Below are 24,559 nucleotides of genomic sequence, written 5' to 3' on the forward strand. Positions count from 1 at the left end.
TGGGGCGGGGCAACCGCAGGAGAACCGCTGACAGCACGGGCGGGAGAATGGCCGACGGCGGCGCGGCGCCCGGGACCGTCGAGGGCGACGGGCCCGGGCGCCGCGCGTCAGCGGCTCATCGCACCTCGCGCGCGTAGGGCGCGACCGTGATCCGGTCGATCAGCGGCGCGTACCGGGAGCGGAGCAGCACGCCGGGGAAGGTGTCCGAGGCGTAGGTGGTGCCGTCGAAGTTCGGCAGTTCCTCGGAGCGGAAGCCGACCGTGTTCTCCCCCTTCCTCAGCTGAACCGGGACGGTCAGCTCCCAGAAGTTGTTCTGGTGGAAGCTGTGCGGGAAGCCGACGCGCCGCGCCGTGCCGCCGTTGACGCTGATGTCGGCGTGGCGGGCGAGCGGGTCGGGGTTGTAGTGGGTGGCCTCGGACTGCTCCGGGTTGGAGTAGCGGATGCGCAGCGCGTACAGGCCGGCCCGGTCGGCCGTGACGGTGAACGTCGCGGTGTTGCCGTTGCCGGGGGCCCCGCCGATGCCCGTGATCGCCGTGCCGTCGGTGGCGAGGGAGAGCGGGGAGAGGGCGGCCGAGCCCGCGAGCCGGGCGTCCCCCGCCTCGTATGTGCGCACCGGCAGCGTGCCCTCGGTCGGTGTGACCGTGAGGCGGTCGACCAGGGTCGTGGACGCGCCTCCGGTCACGGTCACCTTGTTGACGCCGCCGGAGAGGGTGACGGCCGCGCTGCTCCGGCCCTTGGCCAGGCGCAGGACGTCGTGGCCGTTGACGGAGAGCCGTGCGCCCGTGCCGCCGAGGGTGTCGACCGTGAGGGTGGCCTCGCGGTCGGCCGGCGAGTAGACCCAGAACGTGGCGGTCTGGTCCTTCGCGATGCGGACCGCGCCCGAGCCGGTCGCCGCCGGCTTCGGCAGGTCGTAGACCGGGCGCGCCCCGCCGGACGGCCAGGCCAGTTCACCCTCGTACACCTGGGTGTCCGCCGAGGCGCGGGGGAGGGAGAGGGTGAGGCGGTCGACGATGGCGTCGCCCTTGGTGGCGCGCTTGCCGTCGGCGCTCTTCGCGGCGAGCGTCAGGGTGTGCTTGCCCTTGGTGAGCTTCACCTGGGTGTCGGTGTGGTCCCACACGACCCACTTGTAGCCGAGCGGCAGGTGCAGTTCCTGCTCGCTGCCGGCCTTGCCGTCCACGCGCAGGAAGACGTTGGTGGGGCCCTGCTCCTTGACCCTGTCGTAGGTGTTGAGGGAGTTGGCGAAGACGCTCAGGTCGTAGGTGCCGTCCTCGGGCACGTCCACGGTGAAGTCGAGCGTGACGTCCGAGCCGGTGCGCAGGCCGCCGACGTCGTAGCCGCCGGAGGTGTAGAACTTCGACACGTCGCGCGGCGAGCCCTCCGGGCCGTTCATCGACCAGCCGGAGCCGGTGTGCGCGGCGTCCTCCGCCTCGTACGAGGACTTCCAGCGCACGGGCGGGGCCTGCGTGCCCTTCGCCTCGCCGGCCGGGCTGAGGACGACCTCGTAGGCCGAGGACTCCTTCAGCTTCGGCAGGGCACCGTCGCCGAAGTCGAGGGCGACCGCGCCGTCGTCACCGACCTTCAGGTTCGTCTCCGCGAGGAGTTTCGGGCCGGAGGAGTCGCCGACCTGACCGCTCCACTCGATCTCCCGCACCCAGGCGTGGACGCGCTTGCCGAAGACCTTCTTCGGAACGCCCGCGAAGGTGATGTGGCCCTTGCCGGTGGAGCCGCCGAAGATCAGCCGGGACTGCTTCTTCTTCTCGTCGAGGGTGGCGACGCCCTGCATGGTGTAGTTCTCGCCCGGGAACGGCGGGGTCACCTTCACCGTGTGACCGCTCATCGAGGCGTACGAGTTCAGCAGCCACCACTGGCCGTTGCCCCGGTTGGACTGCACCGCGGAGTCGGACAGGTTGCCGTCGATGTTCCAGTACGCGATGTCGGCGTCGACCTTGGACTCCTCGATCGCGGACACCCACTGGATCATCTGGCCGGGCACCGAGGTGTGGTAGTTGAACGCGTACTCGTTGATGTTGATGGGGAGTTGCGTGCCTGCCTTGCTGGTGCCCTTGAACAGGTCCTTCTCCCAGGCCCGGTACTTGGCGACACTCTGGCGCACCGCCTCCGGGTGGCTGAGCTCGTGCCAGGTGACGACGTCCGGGAGGGTGCCGGCGGCCAAGGTGTGGCTGAGGAAGCCCTTCACCTGGTCGTAGAGGACGCTGGTGTTGGGCCCGGCGATGCGGGCGCTCGGCATCCTGCCCTTGATGAGCTTGTACGCGTCGTCCCAGGCGGCGAGGAAGTCGTCGGGGTCGTTGAGCCAGCTGACCTTGTTGTAGCTCCACTCGCCGGTGCCGAACATGTTGCCCTCGGGCTCGTTGAAGGGCACGAAGACGATGTTGTCCTGGTACTGCTTCGGCAGCTGCAGGACCTGGTCGACCTGCTGGGCGATCTTCTCCTTGTAGAGCTTGAGCTTTTCCTCGGGGGTGTCGCCCGGCCACTGGTACGGGAAGCCGCGGTGGATGTCGGTCATGTAGATGTACACGTCGCCGTCGGTGGAGTCGGCCAGTGGCTTCACCACCTCCAGGGCGTCGGCACCGGGGTGTTGCGGACCGTCCTGCGCCTTGGTGGAGACCGTGCGCAGGCCCATGCCCTCCATGAGGTTGTTGGTCGGGACGTCCGGCCCGTACACGCCGTAGAGGGTGCCGGAGGCGCCGCCGTGGAACGCGCCGGTGTCCGAGCCGAGGTCGACGGTGAGCTGTCCCTCGCGGACCACGGTGACCGTGGCCTTCACCGCGCGCCCGGCCGCGGTTCCGGCGACCGTGAAGGTGCCCGGCACGGCGTACTTGTCGGAGGGAACGGCCTCCCAGGTGACGGGCGTGTCCCGGTCGTAGCCGTCGGAGAAGGAGGCGCGGACGGCGGCGGGCAGGGACGGGGCGGTCCCGGTGGAGGTGCGGACCTCGAAGGAGGTCCGTGAGAGTTCCTGGAGGGTCGGCACGGCACCGACCGTACCGGCCACCTGCTCCGGGCTCAGCGCCGCGTGCCACACGGTGAAGTCGTCGATCGCGCCCTTGAGCAGCGGGTCCGGGTACAGGGACTTGCCTATGTACCCGGCGGCGCCGGCCGAACCGTCCAGCAGGTCACCCGCCTTGATGCCGGTCGCCGCCGACGAGACCGCCACACCGTCGAGGTAGGTGGTGAGCCGGCCGGCGGTGGTGTCGAGGGTGACGGTGACCGTCCGCCACTCGTTCGCGGGCAGGCTCGCGTAGCCGCGGACCTGGGTCTCCGCGCCCCCGCCGCCGGTGGTCACGGAGGTCTGGAACAGCCCGCTGCCGTTGTGGGGAGTGCTGAAGAGGTACTTGGTGGTGTCCGTGCCCAGGTCGAAGATCCGCTGCCAGGGCGACTTGTCACCGCTCCACTTCACCCGGGCGGAGACGGTCAGGTCGGTCGTGCCGGCGAGCACTTGGCGGGGCAGGCGGACGTACGCGCCGTCGGAGGCGGGGGCACCGCCGGGCAGGGAGAGCGCCTTGCCTCCGGCCGTCCCGTCGACCGAGCGGGCGGTGGAGCCGTTCACCAGGGTCGCCGTCAGGCCGTTGCCCGAGCTGTCCGTGATCTTCCCGGAGGCGAGGTCGTCCTGGTCGAAGGAGTAGCGGGCGGCGGGCTGGGGAGCCTCGGCGGCCTGCGCGGGGGCGGCCGGTGCGGCCAGCAGGCCCGCCCCGAGGGTCAGCGCCACGGCGGCCGGAGCCCGGCGCCTCGTGAATCTGTCAGCGGATGGCATGGATGGCGTCCTCAGTCGTCTGTTCGTCGCTTCGTCGAGCAGCGGTCTTGGGGCTGCACGCCCGTCGAACCGGTTCGATCCGTGGTGCGCGCACGGGCAGGAACACGTGCCGGACGGCAGGTAGGGCGGCTACGCGGATGAGGCATGGGGGTCTGCCTCACCGCAGCCGGAAGGGGTCGAGGTGTCGAACCGGTTCGCGAAGCTAGCACCGGGACCTCCGGCCAGCAATCCCTGCGACACGAGGATCTCGGCGAGACGGTCGCGCTGCCAGGGAAGTGCGGTCCAGGTGTTGACAGGAGTCCGGGCAGTTCCTACGTTCCTGCCATGCGAACCGGTTCGACGAGCTAGGAGTTGCCGTGAACATCGGTGAGATCGCCAAGCGTGCCGGTGTCTCGCGGAGCACCGTGTCCTACGCGCTGAGCGGCAAGCGCCCGGTCTCGGAGGACACGCGCCGGAAGATCCAGCAGGTCGTCGACGAACTGGGCTACCAGCCCAGTGCCAGCGCCCGCGCCCTGGCCAACGGGCGGACCAGCACGATCGGCCTCGTCTTCCCGCCGGCCGGTAACCACTACACCGGGATGCAGCTGGACTTCATCGGCAGCGTCGTGGAGGCCGCCGCGGCCTACGACTACGACGTGCTGCTGTCGCCGAGCGGCGTGGACAGCGACCGCTCGTTCCAGCGGCTGCTGGGGGAGCGGCGGGTCGACGGCGCCATCCTGATGGAGATCAGACTGGAGGACGACCGGGCCGATCACCTGGCCGCGCTGGACTTCCCGGCCGTCGCCATCGGCCGCACCGCCCATCCGGAGAGCGGCTGGTGGGTGGGCCTGGACCACACGGCTCTGGCGGCGGCGTGCGTCCACCACCTCGCGGACCTGGGCCACCGCAGGGTCGCCTTCGTCAACCGGCCCGAGCAACTGCTGCGCGCCGGGTACGAGTCGGCGCACCGCGGCCTGGACGGCTTCACCAAGGCCGCGGCCGAGCGCGGGCTGACCGTCCGGACGTACTGCTGCGGGGACGACGCCGCCTCCGGCCAGGCCTGCCTGGAGCGGATCCTGCGCGACGACCCGGCGACCACCGCCCTGGTCACACTGAACGAGGCCGCGCTGGGCGGGCTGTACCGGGGGCTGGCCCAGGCCGGCCGCCATGTGCCGCGCGACTTCTCCGTCACCGGCGTGGTGGCCAGCCGGTGGGCGGAAACGGTGACCCCGCAGCTCACCGCGGCGGACGTACCGGCGGAGGAGATGGGCCGGCGCGCCGTCGAACTGCTGGTGGAGCGGCTCGACCAGCCCGGCGCCCCCGCTCGGCACCACCTGCTGACACCCCCCATCTCGCTACGGGCCAGCACCGGCCCCGCCTTCGGCCCCCCACAGCCCTGAGCCCCCTGCCCCCCCCTTTCCTCTCCAGCCCCCTTCGAGCACGCCCTGCTCCGCACCGCCTCCCTTCGGCGTGCCCGCTTCCCCCACATCGCCCCTGCCACGGCACCCCTGTGCCAAGAACGAAGGAACCCGCGATGCACAGCTCCTCCAGACGGCGCCTCACCGCAGTGGCCCTGTCGACCGTCCTCGCCGCCGCCGGCACCGCCTGCTCCTCCGGCTCCGGCAGCAGCGACACCAAGGGCGCGGACTCCGGCACCTACACCATCTGGGACCCCTACCCGCAGTTCGCCAAGGGCTCGGCATGGGTGAAGCTGCTGGACGCCTGCGGCAGCAAGGCCGGCGTGAAGGTCAAGCGGACCGGCTTCGACACCAGCGACCTGGCCAACAAGACGCTGCTCGCGGCCCAGCAGGGCAACTCCCCGGACGTCCTCATCGTCGACAACCCCGTCGTGTCGACCCTCGCCGAGGCGGGCGTGCTCACCACGACCGACGACAACAAGCTCGACACCTCCGCGGTGGACCCCAACCTCCTCGCGGCCGGCCAGTCGGGCGGCAAGACCTACGGCACCCCGATCGGCGCCAACACCCTCGCGCTCTACTACAACAAGAAGGTCATCGAGGAGGCCGGCGTCGACATCGCCTCGGTCAAGGACTGGAAGTCGCTGACGGCAGCCCTGGAGAAGGTCCGGAAGGCGGGCAAGAAGGGCATCACCTTCTCCGCGATCGGCACCGAGGAGGGCAGCTTCCAGTTCCTGCCGTGGTTCTGGGGCTCCGGCGCCGCACTGACCGACCTCGACTCGCCCGCGGCCGTCTCCGCGCTGTCCCTGTGGAAGGGCTGGCTGGACAAGGGCCACGCCCCCAACTCCGTGCTCAACAACACCCAGACCACCAGCTGGCAGGAGTTCGCGAGCGGCGACTACGCCTTCGCCGAGAACGGCACCTGGCAGCTCGCGGCCGCCAAGAAGGCCGGCTTCGACTATGGCGTCCTGCCCATACCGTCCTCCGGCGGAGGCAACGCCGCGGCCCCGACGGGCGGTGAGTTCGTCACCGTCCCCGTCCAGAGCGACACCGCCCGCTACGCCACCACGCGCAAGCTCACCACCTGCCTGACCAGCACCACGAACCTGTACGACACCGACACCACCCTCTCCTACGTCGCCCCCACCGCAGAGGTCCAGAAGAAGCAGGTGGCGGCCGACCCCGCACTCGAGCCGTGGGTCGACGCGGTCAAGGCCGCCAAGGGCCGCACCAGCGACGACCTGGGCACCAAGTACCCCAAGATCTCCGAGCAGCTGTGGAAGGCCGTGCAGTCCGCGCTCAGCGGATCCAAGTCGCCCGAGGACGCCCTGACTTCCGCACAGGCCGCGGTCAAGTGACGTGGGACCGATGAAGCAGACGACCCATCCGCCGGACCACCGGTCCGCGCGGGTCCGGAACGGGGCGGCCCCCGCCGCCCCGCCCCCGCCCCGCACCACGAAACGCGGACGGCCCGCCTCCCCGCAGTGGGCCGCCTGGGCCTTCCTCACCCCGGTGGCCCTCTACCTCGCCCTCTTCTACGCCTATCCGCTCTACCGCAACCTCGACCTGAGCCTGCGCAACTACACCGTGCGCTCCTTCGTCCAGGGCGACGCACCGTTCACCGGCCTGCAGAACTACCAGAAGGTCTTCGACGATCCGGTCTTCGCCCCGGCCCTGCTCCACACCGTGCTGTTCACCGCCGTGTGCCTGGCCTTCCAGTACGCCATCGGCCTGGCCCTCGCGGTCTTCTTCAACCAGCACTTCCGGCTCTCGGCGACCCTGCGGGCCCTGTTCCTCGTCCCCTGGCTGCTGCCGCTGATCGTGTCGGCGTCGACCTGGTCGTGGATGCTCAACAGCGACTCCGGCATCGTCAACGCGGCCCTGCACGCCGTCGGGCTCGACCCCGTCAACTGGCTGACGTCACCGTCCTGGTCGCTCACCTCGGTCATCATCGCGAACATCTGGATCGGCGTCCCGTTCAACCTGGTCGTGCTCTACAGCGGACTGCAGTCGATTCCGTCCGGCCTGTACGAAGCAGCCGCCCTCGACGGAGCGGGGGCCTGGCGCCGCTTCTGGAGCATCACCTTCCCGCTGCTGCGCCCCGTCTCCGCGATCACCCTGCTCCTCGGGCTGGTCTACACACTCAAGGTCTTCGACATCATCTGGATCATGACCAAGGGCGGCCCCGCGGACTCGTCCACGACCTTCGCCACCTGGTCCTACCAGCTCGGCTTCGGCAACCTGCTGCCCGCCTTCGGCCCGGGCGCGGCCGTCGGCAACCTGCTGGTGGTGGCCGCCCTGGTGTTCGGTCTGGTCTACGTGAGGGTCCAGCGAAAGCAGGCGTTCTCATGAGGCGACGCACCTGGGGAAAGACGACCGTCGGCGTCCTGCTGACCGCGATCATGCTCTTCCCGGTCTACTGGATGCTGAACGTGTCCCTCACCCCCGACCAGGACATGCGCAAGTCCCCGCCCGACCTGTTCCCCGTCCACGGCACCCTGGCCGGCTACCGCACCGTCCTCGACGAGCAGCTGCCCTATCTCGGCACCAGCCTGCTCATCGGCCTGGGCACCGTCGCCCTCACCGTGGCCCTGTCCGCCCCCGCCGGCTACGCCCTGGCCAAACTGCGCCCGCGCGGCGGGGGAGTGCTGAGCTTCCTCCTCCTCGCCGCGCAGATGATCCCCGGCATCATCATGGCGATGGGCTTCTACGCCATCTACCTCCAGCTCGGCCTGCTCCAGTCCGTCCCCGGCCTGATCGTCGCCGACTCCACCCTGGCCGTCCCGTTCGCGGTGCTCATCTTCACCGCCTTCATGTCCGGCATCCCCGGCGAACTGCTCCAGGCCGCCAGGACCGACGGCGCCGGCCCCTTGCGCACCTTCTGGTCGATCGTCCTGCCGATGAGCCGCAACGCCGTCGTCACGGTCTCGCTCTTCGCGTTCCTGTGGTCCTGGTCCGACTTCGTCTTCGCCAGCACCCTGGTCAACGGCGGGGCGCACGAGCCGATCACCCTCGGCATCTACCACTACATCGGCAACAACAACCAGGAGTGGAACGCCATCATGGCCACCGCCGTCGTGGCCTCGCTGCCCGCCGCGGTCATCCTCGTCCTGGCCCAGCGCTACGTCGCCGCCGGCGTGACGGCCGGCGCGGTCAAGGACTGACCTTCCCCCTGCTCGAGAAACGAGTGACACTTCATGACCGCCGACCGCTCCGGCCCGGCCTTCTCCGTCCAGGACATCCCCTTCAGCACCTACGGATCCTGGTTCGGCATCTCGCCCGTGGTGGCGGAGAAGACCTACGCCGAGGATCTCCATCTCGTCTCCCACCAGAACGGCATGCACGCCGTCCTGCACCTGATGCCCCTGGACCCGGTGACGGGCGACCGGGCCGCGACCCGCGTGGAGGCGAGACCGGGCCTGCTCAGCTGGACCGGCGCGGGCGGGCGCGTCGACCTCGCCTACGAGTCGCCGGACACCGTACGTCTGCGGGGGAGCGGCCTCGGGATCGCCGTACGGGCGGCCGCGCAGGTCCTGACTCCGTTCAGCGGCACGTACTTCTTCCATGACGCAGCCGCCGGCGCCCACGTGTTCACGTCCTACGAGACGGGACGCCGGTACCGCGTCACCGTGCTGTCCGGCACCGCCGGCACCGTCGGTGCCCAGTCGCTGGGCAGTGCCGAGCGCGGTCTCACCGCGGTCGCGGAGGCGGGCGGGACCTGGGAGATCGCGATCGAGGAACTCGACGCCGCTCGCCCGCCGTACACGTCCGCGACGGCCTTCGACGAGATCGTGGCATCCGCGCAACGCTCGTTCGCGGAGTTCGTGGACGCGGTGGCGCCCTGGCGCTCGGCCGCCACCCCGGCCGCCGAACTGGCCGCCTACGTCGTCTGGTCGGCCACCGTGAACCCGACCGGTCTGGTCACCCGGCCCGCGGTGCTGATGTCCAAGCACTGGATGGACAAGGTGTGGAGCTGGGACCACTGCTTCAACGCCCTTGCCCTGGCGCCCGGATGCCCGGAGCTGGCCCGGGACCAGTTCGCCCTGCCCTTCGACCATCAGGACGGCAGCGGCGCCCTGCCGGACTCGGTGACCCACTCCGAGGTCCTCTACAACTTCGTCAAACCGCCCATCCACGGCTGGGCCTTCGGGCGGCTGCGCCGCCGCCTGCCGATGCCTCCCGGCCGGGCCGAGCTGGCCGAGGTGTACGGCCGGCTGGAACGCTGGACGAACTTCTGGCTCACCGCCCGGCGCACCCCCGGCGCCGCCTTCCCCCACTATCAGCACGGCAACGACAGCGGCTGGGACAACGCCACCACCTTCGACCCGGAGCGGGTCGTCGAGACCGCCGACCTGTCCGCCTTCCTCATCCTCCAGCTCCGCGAACTCGCCGATCTGGCGTCGGAGTTGGACCGACCGGACGAGGCCGGCCGGTGGACACGAGTCGCCGAGGAGACCCAGGCGGCGTTGCTGGACCAGCTCTGGAGGGACGACCGGTTCGTCGCCCGGGGGGTCGGCACGGGGGACACCTGGAGCAGCGCCAGCCTCCTCGACCTGATGCCCATCGTGCTCGGTGAGCATCTGCCCGGCCACGTCGGCGGCGCCCTGGCCGACCACATCAAGGCCCACCTGACCCCGTACGGTCTCGCCACCGAACTGCCCACCTCACCCCACTACCTCGACGACGGCTACTGGCGCGGCCCCATCTGGGCCCCCGCCACCGTGCTCATCGAGGACGGCCTGCGCCGCGCCGGCCATCACCGCCTGGCGGACGACATCAGCACCCGCTTCCGTGCCCTGTGCGAAACCCACGGCTTCGCCGAGAACTTCGACGCCCTCACCGGAACGGGCCTGCGCGACCGCGCCTACACCTGGACCGCCAGCAGCTACCTCCTCCTCGCGGAGGCGCACGCGCACCGAGGTGACGACTGACCGGACGTGCGTCCCGGTCACGACCGGGCGAGACGCGTGACCTGGTCGTGGAGGCGGTGCACGTGGTCCTCGGACTCCGGCTTCATCAGGACGCTGCGGAGGATGCGTGCGCCGTCGGCGTCGGCGGTGACTTTCGGGTGGCGTGCGGTGAAGGCGTCGCGATCGGCCTTGAGGGTGCTCAGGAACACGGGATCGGGGCCCGTCATGCCGTCGGCGAGGACGCGTGCCGATGCCGCGTCGACGGCGGTGAGGGTGGCGGGCTCCACCGCGGGGAAGTAGCCGACGATGTCCAACTCGGGCTGCTGGTACAGCTCCAGGGCGTCCGAGGCGGTGATCAGGTCGGCCCAGCGCAGGGCGGCCCGGCGGCCGGCCCCGAGGACGCGGCCGAGTCCTTCGGGGGTGGGCGGCAGGACCTGGAAGGTGAGCCACAGGGCGGCGGCCGAGGCGCCGGCGCGGGAGCATTCCAGGCTGATCTCGCCGAGGTGCAGCTCGTTGGAGGTGAAGTAGGTGTAGGGCGAGTCGTGCAGGTAGAAGCGGCCCACCTCGGGGTCGCGGAAGAGGACGGCACCGCAGCCGTAGGGCTGGAGTCCGTGCTTGTGCGGATCGACGACGATCGAGTCGCACCGGGCGATGGCCCGCCAGGGCTGGGAGGGGAGCCCCTCCGGCCCTTCGGCGCCGGCGAGCAGCGTGAAGAAGCCGCCGTAGGCCGCGTCGACGTGGAGCCGGACACCGTAGCGGTCTCTGAGGGGGAGAGCGTCGTGGACCGGGTCGACGGCTCCGAGGCCGGTCGTGCCGGCGGTGAGGACGACCGTGCCGACCTCTCCCGTCCGCAGGACGTCCTCGAGCGCGTCGAGGCTGATGCGGCCGCGGTCGTCGGTCGGGACCGGGTACCCCTTCATGCCCAGGACGTGGCACATGCGGCCGTGGGTGTAGTGGGCGTCGGCGCTGTAGGCGATGCCGCGGCCGGGGTGCAGCTCACGGGCGACGAAGAGGGCCTCGAGGTTGGCGATCGTGCCGCTGGTGGTGAGGTGGCCGAGGTGGGTGTCGTAGCCGAACATCGCGGCCAGCTGAGCCACGGCCTCGCGCTCCATGCGGGCGGTGGCCGGGCCGCCGTCCAGGGCGTGGTTGTTCGGGTTGATCAGCATGGTGGTGAGGTGGCCGACGACCGCCGCCGGGTGCGGGGGCTTGAGCATCTGTCCCGCGTAGCGCGGATGGAAGAAGGGATAGTTCTCCTTCAGCCTCCCGGTGAGCTCCTCGAAGGCGGCGGCGAAGCGGTCGTCGTCGACGAGGAGGGACGGGTGCTGCTCGTAGGGGCCGAAGGTGTCGGCCCACTGCTGTATCGCGTGGTCGGCCCGGCCGAGCCAGTGCTGCAGGTCCACTGATCTCCCTCTCTGCCGTCATGGTGGGTGATGGGTGTCCACCATAGGGAATGGTTGACTGCTCAGCAATTGATTGCTCAGTAGTTGAGACGGCAGTAGGTGAAGAGGCAGTAAAGTCGGCCGGGTGAACCCCGCGAACCGAGAGAACGACGATGCGGCCCGCGCCGCCGGCAGCAGGCTCGTGCAGGACTTCGGACTGCTGATCAAGGCCGCCACCCGCATGGAACAGCGGATCGACACCGCCCTGCGCAAGGAGTGCGAGGTCAGCCACACGATGTTCGAGGTCCTCATCCGGCTCTGCCGGCACCCGGACGAGGAGATCTCACAGCGCCTGCTCGCCGACGACCTCACGCTCACCAGCAGCGGCATCACCCGCCTGATCGACCGCATGGAGGGGGCCGGTCTGGTGCGGCGCGGGCCGGCTCCCGGGGACCGCAGAAGCGTCCTGGTCGAGCCGACCGATCACGGCCGTACGGTCTTCCTCCGGGCCGCCGCCGTCCATGCGCAGGTCGTCGAGCGGTACTTCGTGGCACCGGTGGCCCCGGCCGACTACGGGCGGCTGACCCGCTCGCTGGGCGAGATCGAGAAGGCGCTGCGCGACGCCTGACTCGTCCGCCGTCGCTCGACGGTGCCGGTCAGGTCCGCGTCTCTCCGGCGCGGACCAGCCCGCTCTCGTAGGCCATGACCACGAGTTGGGCCCGGTCCCGGGCGCCGAGTTTGGCCATGGCCCGGTTGGCGTGGCTCTTGACGGTGACCGGGGTGACGAAGAGCCGTTCGGCGATCTCGTCGTTGGCCAGGCCCGTGGCGACCAGGGTCATGACCTGGCGCTCCCTGGGGTCAGGCGGACGCGGGGGCGAGGGCCAGCGGGAGTTCGGCGACGACCTGGAAGCCTTACACGGGCCGGAATCCCGGCGCACCGCAACGCTCGCACTCCGCTGGTCTCTCGTCGTTGGCCGTTCGCAGACACTTGCCCCTACTGCGATCGCAGCAGGGGCAAGTGTCTGTGGCGCAGGGCGGGTCAGGGTGTGTAGACCGTCGGCCGGGGTGCCGTCGGCATGGCGTTGCCGATGAAGAAGCTCGGGTGCGGTGGCTGGTTGTAGGCGGTGTTCTGCCAGGCCAGCGCCGTGCGGTACTGGGTGTCGTGGAGCAGGGTGGTGATCTTCGTGTTGGTCTGGCTCGGGGTGGAATAGATCCGCAGCGCCTTGTTGTCGCTCGTGCGCCAGACGACCTCTTCACGCCAGTCGCCGAGGATGTCGCCGGACAGGACCGGCGTGGACTTGGTGCCGTTGTTGGAGGCGACGCCGGAGCCCGTGAGCAGCCGGGTGTCACCGGAGGTGCCGTACTTGTCGATGCGGGTGCCGTCGAGGAGCTCGCGGACGGGGTCGCCGTCCCACCAGGACAGGAAGTTGACGCTGGAGGGCTCCCGGCCCAGGGAGGCGCCGGTGGCGGACCGCAGGGTGGTGTCGGAGGCGGACCACGCCTCAGCGCCCGCGCTGCCGGCGTAGATGTCGGCGGCGACACCGCGGCCGTTGTCGGATCCCGACGCCGTCTGCCACAGCCTCGCGCCCGTGCGGGCGTCGGCCATCCAGGAGCCGGGTTTGCTGGAGTCCTCCGAGACCTTGAAGTACTCGAGGCCCGGACGGGAGGGGTTGAGGTCGCCGACGTGGCCGGCGTCGCCGTGGCCGAGCCTGGTGGTCCACAGGCCGGCGCCATTGTCGTCGACGGTCATCGCGCCGTAGACGATCTCGTCCTTGCCGTCGGCGTCGACATCGGCGACGGACAGGCTGTGGTTGCCCTGGCCGTCGTAGCCCTTGCCGCTGTTGCTGGAGGAGCTGGTGTCGAAGGTCCAGCGGCGGGTGAAGGCGCCGTTCCGCCAGTCCCAGGCGGCTATCACCGATCGGGTGTAGTAGCCCCGCGCCATGATCAGGGAGGGGCGGGCGCCGTCGAGGTAGGCGGTGCCGGCGAGGAAGCGGTCGACACGGTTGCCGTAGTTGTCGCCCCAGGAGGAGACGGTGCCCCGGCCCGGGACGTAGTCGACGCTCTGCATCGCCTTGCCCGTCTGGCCGTTGAACATCGTCAGGTACTCGGGCCCGGACAGGACGTAGCCGCTGGAGTTGCGGTGGTCCGCGGAGGAACTGCCGATGACCGCGCCGGTGCCGTCGCGGGTGCCGTCGGCGGTCTTCATGGCGACCTCGGCCTTGCCGTCGCCGTCGTAGTCGTAGACCTGGAACTGGGTGTAGTGGGCGCCGGAGCGGATGTTGCGGCCCAGGTCGATGCGCCACAGCCGGGTGCCGTCGAGCTTGATGCCGTCGACGACGGTGTTGCCGGTGTAGCCGGACTGGGAGTTGTCCTTGGCGTTGGTGGGCTGCCACTTCAGGACGAGGTCCAGGGCGCCGTCGCCGTCCAGGTCGCCGACCGAGGCGTCGTTGGCCTCGTAGGTGTAGGCCGAGTTGCCCGGGGCGGTACCGCCCGCGGGCGGGGAGATCGGCACGTCCTTGTAGCCCGTGCGGAACTGGACCGCGGGCGCGGACGCGGCCTGCTCGGTGCCGTTGACCACCGCGCGCACCGTGTAGTCGGCCGAGGCCGCGCCGCCCGCGTCGAAGTAGTTCGTCGAGGCGGTGACGGGTGAGGAGTTGAGTCTGGTGCCGCCGCGGTAGACGTTGAACGACACGTCGTTCGGGTCGGTCGCCAGCCACCGCCATGACACCAGGTTTCCGCTGCCGGTGTGCACGCTGGTCAGTCCGCGGTCGAGTTTCTCGACCTGTCGGGCGGTCGCCGCGTGCGCGCTCTGTGGCAGTGCGACGAGAGCGGAGACGGCCAGTGCGGCGGCGGAGACGCAGCCGATGAGTCGGCTGCCTGGCCGGTGGGGCGAGCGCCACGGTCGTGGCGCGGTGCGGGGACGCCGGTGCGAGTCGGTCACGGTGACCTCCGGGGCGTGGGGGGTATGGGAACGCTCCCATGAGGAGGGAGCGTAAGAACGAGCTGATGCCTCGTCAAGGATTCTGTCCGGTCTGTTGTTCGCCCCTGTTCGGATCCGTGAGTTTCTCGGTGCCGATGCATTGACAGTCGGGTGGATGGGCTTGAACACTGCGTGATGCGCCGCACGGGCAACTGTGGTCGAAGGCAGTCGAACCGGTGGACCGATCAGTGAACTCGCCTTCTGCGCAGAGCAGTTGTAGATCCCGGCACGTGCAGCCTGTCCCTCGTAGAGGATGGAGCGCCCCGAGCCTGTCCAGATTGTGAACGCTCCCAGCAGGTGCATGCGGATCATGCCAGTCCCGGAAACTCCACCCCCCACAACCCGCGTCCGCCGGCCGCGCCTCCTCGCGAGCGGCCGGCGGACAGGGAGGAGCGACCATGTCCCCGACCCCTGCCCCCACTTCCGTTCGGATCACCCGCCGTACGCTGCTCAAGGCCACCACGGCGACGGCCGGTGCGATCGCTGGAGCCGCCGCGCTCGCCGAACTCGACACGCCTGCCCATGCTGCCGGCAGGGCCTCCTCCACCCGGGCTTCCCTGGTCGCCTGCACCAAGGCGCTGAAGGCCAACGGCGGGCAGGGCATCTTCTACTGGGAGCCGGGTGCATGTCCCCGTTCACCGGCTACAACATGGGCGCCTGGGACTCCTCCAGCAAGCGCCCCACCGTCATCATGGACGGCTTCACTCAGGCCTGAGCCGTGAGCCTCCGCCTCGACGCGTACACCTCGACCCCGTACATCCCCGTGGTGAAGGGCGGACCCATGGTTGTAATGAGCATGGCATCAAGGTGCCGCGGCGGGCGCGGCGCACAGCTGGGAGTGGCGGGCCTGCTGACCCTGGCGGCTCTGGCCGGCACGGGCGTGACCCACGGCGCCGCCGCCGCACCGCAGGCGCTGCCGGCCGGCTGCTCCGGCACCTCGCCGATCACCTGTCACTACGCTGTCGCGCCGGGCAACTACGACGTGACGGTCTCCATCGGCGGCGCCTCCGCCGGACAGACCGAACTGTGGGCGGAGGCCCGGCGGCTGATGCTCCCGGCGACGAGAACGGAGGCCGGAGCCGTGGCCACCTACTCGTTCACCATCAACGTGCGCCAACCGGAGGGGCAGCCGACAGGCCAGGGCGGCACCGGGAACCCCGGTCTGGACCTCCGTTTCAGGGGCACCGCCCCCCAGGTCTCCGCCGTCTCGGTGAAGCCGGCGGCGCAGCCGCTGGTCGCCTACCTGGCCGGCGACTCGACCGTGTGCGACCAACTGACCGCCCCGTACACCGGCTGGGGGCAGATGATCACGACCGCGGTCCGTCCCGGTGCGGTCATCGCCAACTACGGCGACTCCGGAGAGAGTTCGGGTAGCTTCCTCAACAACTCGGCGCTCCTGCCCGCGTTGCTGCCGAAGCTCAGGGCGAATGACCCCGTCTTCATCCAGTTCGGTCACAACGACAAGCAGACCAGCGCGTCCACCTACCGGAACAACCTCACCACCATGATCTCGCGGATCCGCGCCAAGGGCGGTGTCCCGGTCCTGGTGACGCCACCGGTCCGCCGACAGTTCGACGGCAACCGGCTCAACTCCACGGCACTCCACGTCAACGGCGTCGGCGTGAACCTGCCCGCGGAGATGCGCGCCGTCGGTGCGGCACAGCGGGTACCGGTGATCGACCTGACCGCCCGGAGCAAGGCACTGGTCGAGTCCCTCGGACCGTCCGCCTCCGCACAGCTCTTCCTCCGCTCCTCCGTCGACGGCGTCACGGACAACACCCACTTCTCGCAGTACGGCGCGACCCAGATGGGCGGCCTGCTGCTCCAGAGCATCCGGGAGCAGAACCTGCCCCTGGCCGCCCACCTGCGCTGACCGACCCAAGGAGGACACACGATGAAGAACCTCCGGACACTTGTGACGACCGCACTGGTGATTGCGTTGTCGAGTCTCGGCGTCGGCACCGGCTCAGCGGCTGACAGCGCCGCCCCAGCGGCTGCCGGCACCGCGGCGAAATGCGCCAACGCCTCCGGCGTCAAGGCCCCGGCCGCGCGAGCGGCGGCCGCACCGGTCACCGTGTGGCTGGCCGGCGACTCCACCATGGCCAACCCGGGCTCCGCCCGCTGCCCGGTCGGCTGGGGCAGCCAGTTCGACGCCCTGTTCAACGCCGATGTGACCGTCAGGAACCAGGCGGTGGGAGGCCGCAGCATCCAGACCTGGCTGTACGAAGGGAACGTCAGCAGCACGAAGGGTTCGGACGGAGAATGCCGCCTCACCTCCAGCGCGTACTCGTCACGCTGGCAGGCGATGCTGAACGCGAGCACGGGGATGAAGGCGGGCGACTACCTGTTCATCCAGTTCGGCATCAACGACTCCTCCTCGACCTGCCCCCGGCACGTCGGCCCCGCGCGCTACCGGCAGTTGATGACCACGATGGTGCAGGCCGCCCTGGCCCGGGGAGCACACCCGGTGCTGCTCACCCCGGTGGCCGCCATCACCTGTTCCGGAAGCACGGCGACGAAGAACCGCGGCTTCGTGAACGAGACCTTCGCCGTCGGATCCGCCACCAGGGCACCGGTCGTCGACCTGCAGTCGCTGAGCGTCTCGCTCTACAACAGCCTGCGCTTCTGCCCGCACAACGGTGACTTCGGATCGGGTCCCGTGGGGGCGTTCTTCTGCGACGACCGCACCCACTTCGAAACGTACGGCGCGCAGCGGATCGCCGGACTCGTCGCCGGGGACGTGCGCAGGCAGAACCTCGCGCTCGCCGCATATCTCAGGTAGCGCCGACATCCCGTCCTCAAGGCCTGACTAGCATGGCTGTCGGCAGCGAAGACGACCAGGGCAGGGAAGGCGCAGCACGATGACGGGGTTCCGCGACGCCGACGTACTCGACGACCCGGTGGGCGAGTCCCTCCGCGGGCACCACGCCCATCTCGCCCGCCGGCTCGGTGCCGCCGCCACCTACGTGCCCGGGGTGGCGACCTTCTCCGCGGTGCCCGCCGAACCGGGCGGGGAGGCATGGGGCGACCTGGCCAAGCTGCTGGGGCCGGGCGAGTTCGCCGACATGTTCAGCTGCCCGGCCGTTCCGCCGCCGGACTGGGAGCCGGTCTTCGTCCTGGAAGGCCGGCAGATGATCTGGACCGGCCACGACGGCCCGGATCCGGCCGGTGCCGACATCGACTCCGGCGTGGTCGAACTCGGCACGGAGAGCGTGCCCGAGATGCTCGACCTCATCGAGCGGACCCGGCCGGGACCCTTCTGGCCCCGCACGCACGAACTCGGCACGTATCTCGGCGTCCGTGACGGCGGCGCGCTGGTGGCGATGGTGGGGGAGCGGCTGAGGCCTCCCGGCTGGACCGAGATCAGCGCCGTCTGCACCGCACCCGAGGCGCGCGGACAGGGCCACGCCGTCCGGCTGCTGCGGGCGCTCATCGCGCGCATCGTGGCTCGCGGCGAACGTCCCTTCCTGCACGTGGCCGAGGCGAACAGCGGCGCGCTCGCGCTCTACGAACGGCTCGGCTTCGAGACCCGGAAGCACGTGACGTTCCGCGGTTTCCGCACGCCTTGAGGCATCGGATCCGCAGTCGCACCCTGCGGTAGTGCCGACCGCGGCGTGTCAGAAATACGGCGACGTTCCTGACAACTCGTCCGTCGAGGTCAGGGGGAGGTGCGTGCAGGATTTCTCCTCGACACCCGCACAGCCCGATGCACCTGGGAGCCACTCATGGCCACGTTCGTCCACGTCCCCGCACCGATGATCACCGGAGATCTCGAAGCGATCGGCCGGCGTCCGGGCGCGGATGCCGGCGACCCGCAACTGGGCCTTCTCCGGTTCGACACCGACGACACGGTCCGGGCCGGCGTCTGGGAGTCCCGGCCCGGCGGGTGGCCGGTCGAGGAGCGCGAGGACACCGAGACCTGCTACATCGTGAGCGGCCGCGCGACCATCACCGACGGTGCCACGGGAGAGACCTTCGAGATCTCCGCCGGTGACGTCATCGTCCAGCCCAAGGGCTGGTCCGGCCGCTGGGACGTCAAGGAGACGATCCGCAAGGTGTACAGCATCGGCCTGTGACGCGGTGACTCACCGGGCCGCGTCCCCCCCCTGGTCCACACGGGCCATGGGTCACAGCGGCGACTTCGCCGGCCCCTACTGAGGCAGCTCCACGGAGAGGTGCGTGGACAGCGCGCGGAGGAAGTCGCCCGCGTCGAAGATCTCGCCGGCGGAGACGACGCCTATCGTCCGGGTCCGCCCGGTGAGGATGCGGTGCAGCGCCTCCACCGCGAGCGGCGCCGTGACGGCGTAGATGTCCTGCCCCCTCGCAACAGCGCGCCGCTCGCTGCCGCCGGAACGCACGACGACGTCGACGAGGAAGGTCTGGTCGGACCGCCCGTGCTCGTCGACCGCGGTCGGCTTCGGTGAGCCGGGGGCCGTCACGTCCCGGGCGGCCTCGGCCGTCATGTACGTGCGCACGTCGGGGACAGCCAGGTGGCTGGGGATGGTGACGACGTCGGCCATAGTGAACTCCCCGATGACCGCCCGGGAACCCACAGGCTCCGGGAAGGGCCACTGGAGAGTAGTCGCCTCGTCCCGGCGGTAGTCCAGCCGCCCGTTGCGGTACACCACGCGGGCACCGCCCCGCCGCTCCCGGGAGACCGCGCCGGCGGCCCGTGTCCCGTCCGTGGGCTGCCAACCGCTCAGCGCGTAGGCGACGTGCGCCTCGTCGGCGACGGTCCAGTCGCCCATCGCCGCGGTGGCCAGCAGGTCACCGAGTCCGCCGAAGAACGCCATCGCCGGGACGATCACCGCCCCCGCGGCGCGGGCTCGGTCCGCGAAGTGCGCGAACGTGTCCGCGTTCGCCTCGATCTCGGCCGCCACATCGACATACGGGACGCCGGCACGCAGGGCCGCCTCGATCACGGGGGCGGCCGTCGTCGCGAACGGTCCCGCACAGTTGACCACCGCCGCCGCCCCGGCCAGCGCGCGGTCGAGCGCGTCCGGATCGTCGACCGACGCCGGACGGACCTCCAGCCCGGGATACGACGCCGCCAGCGCCTTCAGTTTCACCTCGTCGCGGCCCGAGAGGACCGGGACGAACCCGCGCCTCAGCAGCTCCGCCACCATGAACCGCCCGGTGTGCCCGTACGCGCCGAACACCGTCACCGTCTGACCCGGTCCCATGAGCTCTCCCCTGTGCTCGAACGATCAACTACGGCCATCCTGACGGCTATGAGCATCCGACCGTGAGTGTCTGGAACGACATCCCCCATACAATTACGGACATGACCACTGTCGCGCTGGCCGCCACCGACGGAATGCTGCACTTCGAACTGTCCCTGGCCCACGAGGTGTTCGCCGCCGCCCCGGACGGCGTGACGGCCCCCTGGTACGACCTCACCGTCTGCGGACCGGCCGCCGTGCAGGTCGAACGGTTCCGGCTGGAGCCCGACGCCGGGCTCGACCGGCTCCGGCACGCCGACACCGTGATCGTCCCAGGCTGGGCCGACGTCGACGAGGACCCGCCCGGCGACCTGGTCGACGCGGTGCGCGAGGCCCACGAGGCGGGCGCACGCGTGGCCTCCCTGTGCACGGGCGCGTTCGTACTGGCCGCGGCCGGGCTTCTCGACGGACGGCGCGCCACCACGCACTGGGCGCACACCGATGAACTGGCCGCCCGTCACCCCTTGGTGGAGGTCGACCCTGACGTGCTGTACGTGGACAACGGCAGGGTGCTCACCTCCGCCGGCAAGGCCGCCGCGCTGGACCTCTGCCTGCACCTGGTCCGTCTCGACCTGGGCTCGTCGGTCGCCAACGCCGTCGCCCGTCGCCTGGTCGTACCCCCGCACCGGGCAGGCGGCCAGGCCCAGTTCGTCACCGCCCCGGTGCCCGACCAGGACGACCACCCGCTCGCCGCCCTGTTCCCCTGGATCATCGAACGGCTCGACCGGCCGCTGACCGTGGAGGACCTGGCCCGCCGGGCGGGCATGAGCTCCCGTCACCTGGGCCGCCACTTCAGAGCGGTGACCGGCACGACCCCGCTGCAGTGGCTGCTGACCCAGCGGATCCGGCACGCCCAGGAACTGCTGGAGAAGAGCGACGACAGCGTCGACACCATCGCGGCGGCCACCGGCATGGGGACCGCCACGACGCTGCGCCGCCACTTCAACCGCACGCTCGGCGTGCCCCCGGACGCGTACCGCAGGACATTCCGCTCGCGGACGCGCTGATCTCGGGGAGCTACGCCCTGCTGCCGCCGTGCAGGACGGCGAACGCCCCCTGCGCGCGGGTGCCGTCCGGCGCCTCCCAGGAGCCGACGACATGGCCGGTCGCACCCTGCGGAGGCACGAACAGGCCGTCCGCAGCGGGTTGCAGGGCCCGGTGCAAGCGGAGGACCGGGCCCTGCGGTGTGGTCAGCGCTGTGCCTTCCCGGTCGTCGGTGACGGTGAAGTCCGTGGAGAGGGAGCCTTCTTCGGCGCGGGAGACGACGACCTCCTGAGCGGGTGTGTCGCTGATGTTCTGGTTCTGGGCCTGCGCCCGCCCCTCGATCAGGGTCACCAACTGGGCGACCAGCACGGGATCGTGACAGCCGTCGTAGGCCCAGCGTCGTCCCAGCACCCCGTGCTCCATCGTGCCGACGAGGGCGTGTTCCGCCCCTTCGAGCGAGGCACCGCGATAGGCCAGAGGCACCAGGTACGCGGCCGGCTGAGGGCCGGAGGCGTCGGTGACCACCATGAACTCGATCCCCACCTCGCCCTGCGGATCGTCGAGCCGGAAGCCGCCGGCCTTCGCCAACCGCGGTTCGCCCGTGCCACCGCGGTACCACGGGCGCGAGGGCAGCCAGGAAGTGAGCAGTTCCAGCTTGGTCGGCTGCAGGGTGGTGCGGTGGATGACGGCCATGCCGAAGGTTCCCTTCCAAGGAGTCGTACGGGCGATCACACTTTCGCATCCGCGTGGCGCCCGGCAGAGCTCTCGAAGGCGGGAGTTCGTGCGCGTAGTTTCTGATACCGAACGCCACACGGAGGAGAGGTCCATGACCAAGCCGGTCGGCAGGGTGGTCTGCGACATCACGATCTCGGCCGACGGGTACGCGGCCGGACTCAACCAGACCGAGCAACGCCCGTTCGGAGACGACGGCGGTGACGGCTCGGGCGCCGCACTGCACGCCTGGATGTTCGACACGCCCGACGAGAACCGGGCCGAGATCGACCGGCTGAACACGGCCGGTGCGTTCATCATGGGGCGCAACATGTTCGGCCCGGTGCGCGGCGAGTGGGATCGGCCGTGGAACGGCTGGTGGGGTGTCGATCCGCCGTTCCACGCGCCGGTGTTCGTGCTCACCCACCACGCGCGCGAGCCGCAGCCGATGGAGGGCGGCACCACGTACGGCTTCGTCACCGACGGCATCACGTCGGCCCTGGCCCAGGCACGCGAGGCCGCCGGGGACGCCGGCGTCACCGTCCTCGGCGGCGCGACCACCCTCAACCAGTACCTCGCCGCCGGCCTGATCGACGAGCTGCGGCTGCACATCGTGCCCCTCACGCTCGGCGCCGGCACGCGGCTGTTCGAGGGCGTCCCGCCGCTGAGGCTGGAGCAGGTGACGTCGCGGGCGGCGAGCCGGGTCACGCACCTGACCTACCGCGTGCTGACCTGAGGGCCCGGGAGGCCCGAGAAGATCACTCCCGGATGCGACGGTGCCTCGTTCAGCACCCACAGACCGATCAGGGTGGCCAAGGCGAACACGACGGTGATGAGCACGGCGAGGACGAGCCGGCGACGGCGTTCGCGGCGCAGCCACTCGCCGCGTGCCGTGCGGTACGCGTCCGGTGCGGCCCGTACCCCGCCGGCGAGGGCGGCCAAGGCCTCGGTCAGTTCCCGCTCCGTGCGGTCCGGGTCCGTGTGGTTCATCGCCGGGCCTCCATCGCCTGGGTCAGTGCGGCCAGGCCGCGTGCGGTGTGCGTCTTCACCGAACCGGAGGAGATGCCCATCGCGGCGGCGATCTCGCCCTCCTTCAGTCCGAGCCAGTGCCGCAGCACGAGCGCCTCGCGCTGCCGGGCCGGAAGCTGCTGCAGCGCGTCGATCAGGACGCGCTGGTCGTCGCGGAGCAGCGCCGCGCTCTCGGCGGAGACGACCGTCTCCTCGGGCGGACTCTCCACGTGCTTGCGGGCGACCTGCAGATGGCGGATCCGCATCCGGGTCAGATTGCACACCGTGGAGCGCAGATACGCCTCCGCCGCCTCGATGTCCCTCAGGCGCCGCCACTTCCGGTAGATCTGGTAGTACGCCTCGGCCACCACGTTCTCCGGGTCGTCCGCGCCCAGCAGCACGGCCAGGCGCAGCATCGAGGCGTAGTGCAGCTCGAAGAGCCCCGCGAGTCCGGCCTCGCGCTCCAGTTCCGCCGGGTCGGCCGGAGCGGGCGCGGGCGCCTCGACGTCGGGCTCCGTCACCGGTATCGGGTGTCTGTGTCTCACTGCTGGTTCGCTCCCGTCTCCGGACGCCGCCTGACGGTCAGGCGGGACGGCAGGTCGGTCAGGTCGGCGCCGCGCGGGACGCCGAGACGTTCGAGTACGGCGGTGCCGGCCACCGCGACGACCAGGTTGAGCACGAGCGCGGCGAGGCCGGCGTAGATCTCGAACGGCCCGGAGCCGATGCCCACGATGGACGAGAACCCCTCGCGCACGACCAGGAAGGTCCCGGCCACCATGCCCACGCCCCACCCGGCGAGCAGCGCCCGCGGATGCAGCCGCCCGGTGAACAGGCCGACGGCGACGGCCGGGAAGATCTGCAGGATCCACACCCCGCCCAGCAGCTGGAGGTTGATCGCGTCCTGGTCGCGCAGCCCGAAGACGAACGCGACCGCCCCGGCCTTCGCGATGAGCGAGACGGCCTTGGCGATGCGGACCTGCCGTTTGGGCGTGGCCGTGGGGTGCACGTACTCGACGTACACGTTGCGCACGAAGCTGGTGGCGGCCGCGATCGACATCACCGCCGCCGGGACCAGCGCCCCGACGGTGATCGCGCCGAACACCAGCCCGGCCAGCGGCCCCGGCATCAGCCGGTCGACCAGCATCGGCACGGCCGCCTCGGCCCCGCCCTCGGGCGCCCGCACCCCGGCCGCGAGCGCCGCGAAGCCGAGGACGCCGAAGAGCGCGAGAAGTCCGGTCCAGGCGGGCAGCGCCACCGAGACCTTGCGCAGGGTGCGCGGCCCGTCGGCGGCGAACCCCGCCGTGAGGACGTGCGGGTACATCAGCAGGGCGAGCGCGGAGCCGAGCGCGAGGGTGGCGTAGGCGGGCTGCTGGGCGGGGGTCAGCAGCAGTGCGGGTTCGCCGAGCCGCCGGGCCGCTCCGTCGAAGACGGCCCCCGGCCCGCCGAGCCGCTCCAGGACCAGCCAGGTGACCGCGGTGAGCGACACGAAGACGGCCACCGCCTTCAGCGCCGAGATGACCGTGGGCGCCCGCAGCCCGTGCCGGTACGTGGCCACGGCCAGCCCCGCGAACAGCGCCACCATCACCAGGTCCCCGGCCGCACCGCGCGGATACACCCCGCCGGCCGTCAGAACGGCCCGTATGCCGAGCAACTGGAGCGCCAGGTAGGGCATGGTCGCGAGGATTCCGGTCAGCGCGACGACCAGGGCGAGCGGCGCCGACCCGTACCGCCCGCGGACGAAGTCGGCGACGGTGACGTAGCCGTGGGCGCGGGCCACGGTCCACAGGCGGCCGAGCAGCACGAAGGCGAGGGGGCAGACGATCACCGTGTACGGCACGGCGAAGAAGGCCGCCGCGCCGTTGCCGTACGCCAGACCCGGCACGGCGGTGAAGGTGTACGCGGTGAAGATCGTGCCGCCCAGCAGGAACCAGGTCCACACCGGGCCGAGACTGCGGTCGGCCAGTGCCCAGCCTTCGAGGGACGGCAGCCGGTCACTGGGGTGCAGGCGCCGTGCGGTGACCGCGAGCAGCGACGCTCCGCCGATCACGGCGAGGAACGTCACGGTCATGGTGCCGTCGGCCATGGGTCACCGTCCTTGGTGTGCCTGAACCCTCACGGGGGAGTTGCGCGGCGGCCCCGATCGGAGGACAGGGAACCGGCGGGAAATCCTCTGGACATTCGCTGTCAACCGGATCCGGG

At 70.8% G+C, this 24,559-nt stretch carries 20 protein-coding genes and 1 pseudogene; 12 read left to right on the forward strand and 9 right to left on the reverse strand.

The window, feature by feature from the left end; genetic code table 11:
- Positions 1-115 precede the first annotated feature (115 nt).
- Complete coding sequence (locus tag AB0G20_RS19830) at positions 116-3,769, reverse strand: LamG-like jellyroll fold domain-containing protein (protein ID WP_361304018.1); 3,654 nt, start codon at positions 3,767-3,769, stop codon at positions 116-118.
- A 356-nt stretch (positions 3,770-4,125) separates the two neighbouring features.
- Here AB0G20_RS19830 and AB0G20_RS19835 point away from each other — a divergent pair, with 356 nt between their 5' ends.
- From AB0G20_RS19835 to AB0G20_RS19855, 5 genes are all read left to right on the forward strand, one after another.
- Positions 4,126-5,148, forward strand: a complete 1,023-nt coding sequence (locus AB0G20_RS19835; protein ID WP_361304021.1) for a LacI family DNA-binding transcriptional regulator — start codon at positions 4,126-4,128, stop codon at positions 5,146-5,148.
- A gap of 134 nt (positions 5,149-5,282) precedes the next feature.
- Positions 5,283-6,524, forward strand: coding sequence for a sugar ABC transporter substrate-binding protein (locus AB0G20_RS19840; RefSeq protein WP_361304024.1), 1,242 nt, complete (start codon positions 5,283-5,285; stop codon positions 6,522-6,524).
- Positions 6,525-6,534: 10 nt separating this feature from the next.
- A complete protein-coding gene (locus tag AB0G20_RS19845) occupies positions 6,535-7,518 on the forward strand; it encodes a sugar ABC transporter permease (protein ID WP_361304027.1) in 984 nt (327 codons plus the stop codon).
- Entirely contained in the window at positions 7,515-8,330 is an 816-nt protein-coding gene (locus AB0G20_RS19850) for a carbohydrate ABC transporter permease (protein WP_361304030.1), read from the forward strand. Before AB0G20_RS19845 ends, AB0G20_RS19850 begins: the two co-directional genes overlap by 4 nt.
- A 33-nt stretch (positions 8,331-8,363) precedes the next feature.
- Positions 8,364-10,097: a trehalase family glycosidase gene (locus AB0G20_RS19855; protein ID WP_361304033.1), complete on the forward strand. Its 1,734-nt coding sequence runs from the start codon at positions 8,364-8,366 to the stop codon at positions 10,095-10,097.
- A 17-nt stretch (positions 10,098-10,114) separates the two neighbouring features.
- Here the strand turns inward: AB0G20_RS19855 and AB0G20_RS19860 are convergent, their stop codons facing one another.
- Positions 10,115-11,476 carry an aminotransferase class I/II-fold pyridoxal phosphate-dependent enzyme gene (locus AB0G20_RS19860; protein ID WP_361304036.1) on the reverse strand — a complete coding sequence of 454 codons (1,362 nt, stop codon included), beginning with the start codon at positions 11,474-11,476 and terminating at the stop codon, positions 10,115-10,117.
- A gap of 124 nt (positions 11,477-11,600) precedes the next feature.
- Between AB0G20_RS19860 and AB0G20_RS19865 the strand changes: the two genes are divergently transcribed.
- Positions 11,601-12,083: a MarR family transcriptional regulator gene (locus AB0G20_RS19865; RefSeq protein WP_361304039.1), complete on the forward strand. Its 483-nt coding sequence runs from the start codon at positions 11,601-11,603 to the stop codon at positions 12,081-12,083.
- A gap of 28 nt (positions 12,084-12,111) precedes the next feature.
- Here the strand turns inward: AB0G20_RS19865 and AB0G20_RS19870 are convergent.
- Positions 12,112-12,309: pseudogene (locus AB0G20_RS19870) on the reverse strand (helix-turn-helix transcriptional regulator); the annotation flags it as partial.
- A gap of 185 nt (positions 12,310-12,494) precedes the next feature.
- Positions 12,495-14,297: a rhamnogalacturonan lyase gene (locus AB0G20_RS19875; RefSeq protein WP_361305028.1), complete on the reverse strand. Its 1,803-nt coding sequence runs from the start codon at positions 14,295-14,297 to the stop codon at positions 12,495-12,497.
- A gap of 934 nt (positions 14,298-15,231) precedes the next feature.
- On the opposite strand from AB0G20_RS19875, the gene AB0G20_RS19880 reads away from it, so the two are divergent.
- The 4 genes from AB0G20_RS19880 (at position 15,232) to AB0G20_RS19895 (ending at position 18,511) form a co-directional block, all read left to right on the forward strand.
- Entirely contained in the window at positions 15,232-16,308 is a 1,077-nt protein-coding gene (locus AB0G20_RS19880; protein ID WP_361304042.1) for a rhamnogalacturonan acetylesterase, read from the forward strand.
- 21 nt (positions 16,309-16,329) lie between these two features.
- Positions 16,330-17,217 (forward strand): GDSL-type esterase/lipase family protein, encoded by an 888-nt coding sequence (locus tag AB0G20_RS19885; RefSeq protein ID WP_361304045.1) that lies wholly within the window; start codon positions 16,330-16,332, stop codon positions 17,215-17,217.
- Between the two features lie 79 nt (positions 17,218-17,296).
- Positions 17,297-18,004 (forward strand): GNAT family N-acetyltransferase, encoded by a 708-nt coding sequence (locus AB0G20_RS19890; RefSeq protein ID WP_361304048.1) that lies wholly within the window; start codon positions 17,297-17,299, stop codon positions 18,002-18,004.
- Between the two features lie 156 nt (positions 18,005-18,160).
- Entirely contained in the window at positions 18,161-18,511 is a 351-nt protein-coding gene (locus AB0G20_RS19895) for a cupin domain-containing protein (RefSeq protein ID WP_361304051.1), read from the forward strand.
- Between the two features lie 75 nt (positions 18,512-18,586).
- Here the strand turns inward: AB0G20_RS19895 and AB0G20_RS19900 are convergent, their stop codons facing one another.
- Positions 18,587-19,618 carry a saccharopine dehydrogenase NADP-binding domain-containing protein gene (locus tag AB0G20_RS19900; protein ID WP_361304054.1) on the reverse strand — a complete coding sequence of 344 codons (1,032 nt, stop codon included), beginning with the start codon at positions 19,616-19,618 and terminating at the stop codon, positions 18,587-18,589.
- Between the two features lie 101 nt (positions 19,619-19,719).
- Between AB0G20_RS19900 and AB0G20_RS19905 the strand changes: the two genes are divergently transcribed.
- On the forward strand, positions 19,720-20,664 hold the full coding sequence (locus AB0G20_RS19905) for a helix-turn-helix domain-containing protein (RefSeq protein ID WP_361304057.1): 945 nt from the start codon (positions 19,720-19,722) through the stop codon (positions 20,662-20,664).
- 10 nt (positions 20,665-20,674) lie between these two features.
- On the opposite strand, the gene AB0G20_RS19910 is transcribed toward AB0G20_RS19905, so the two are convergent.
- Complete coding sequence (locus AB0G20_RS19910) at positions 20,675-21,334, reverse strand: 1,4-alpha-glucan branching protein (protein ID WP_361304060.1); 660 nt, start codon at positions 21,332-21,334, stop codon at positions 20,675-20,677.
- 133 nt (positions 21,335-21,467) lie between these two features.
- Here AB0G20_RS19910 and AB0G20_RS19915 point away from each other — a divergent pair, with 133 nt between their 5' ends.
- Positions 21,468-22,088, forward strand: coding sequence for a dihydrofolate reductase family protein (locus AB0G20_RS19915; protein ID WP_361304063.1), 621 nt, complete (start codon positions 21,468-21,470; stop codon positions 22,086-22,088).
- Here AB0G20_RS19915 and AB0G20_RS19920 read toward each other — a convergent pair.
- From AB0G20_RS19920 to AB0G20_RS19930, 3 genes are read right to left on the reverse strand one after another with little or no spacing between them, the layout of a single operon-like run.
- On the reverse strand, positions 22,070-22,342 hold the full coding sequence (locus AB0G20_RS19920; protein ID WP_361304066.1) for a hypothetical protein: 273 nt from the start codon (positions 22,340-22,342) through the stop codon (positions 22,070-22,072). The two genes, AB0G20_RS19915 and AB0G20_RS19920, sit on opposite strands and share 19 nt — an antisense overlap.
- Positions 22,339-22,881, reverse strand: coding sequence for a SigE family RNA polymerase sigma factor (locus tag AB0G20_RS19925; RefSeq protein WP_361304069.1), 543 nt, complete (start codon positions 22,879-22,881; stop codon positions 22,339-22,341). Before AB0G20_RS19925 ends, AB0G20_RS19920 begins: the two co-directional genes overlap by 4 nt.
- A 20-nt stretch (positions 22,882-22,901) precedes the next feature.
- Positions 22,902-24,443, reverse strand: a complete 1,542-nt coding sequence (locus tag AB0G20_RS19930) for a sodium:solute symporter (RefSeq protein ID WP_361304072.1) — start codon at positions 24,441-24,443, stop codon at positions 22,902-22,904.
- Between the last annotated feature and the right edge of the window lie 116 nt (positions 24,444-24,559).

This window comes from Streptomyces sp. NPDC024017, from assembly GCF_040638895.1.
Classification (GTDB): domain Bacteria; phylum Actinomycetota; class Actinomycetes; order Streptomycetales; family Streptomycetaceae; genus Streptomyces.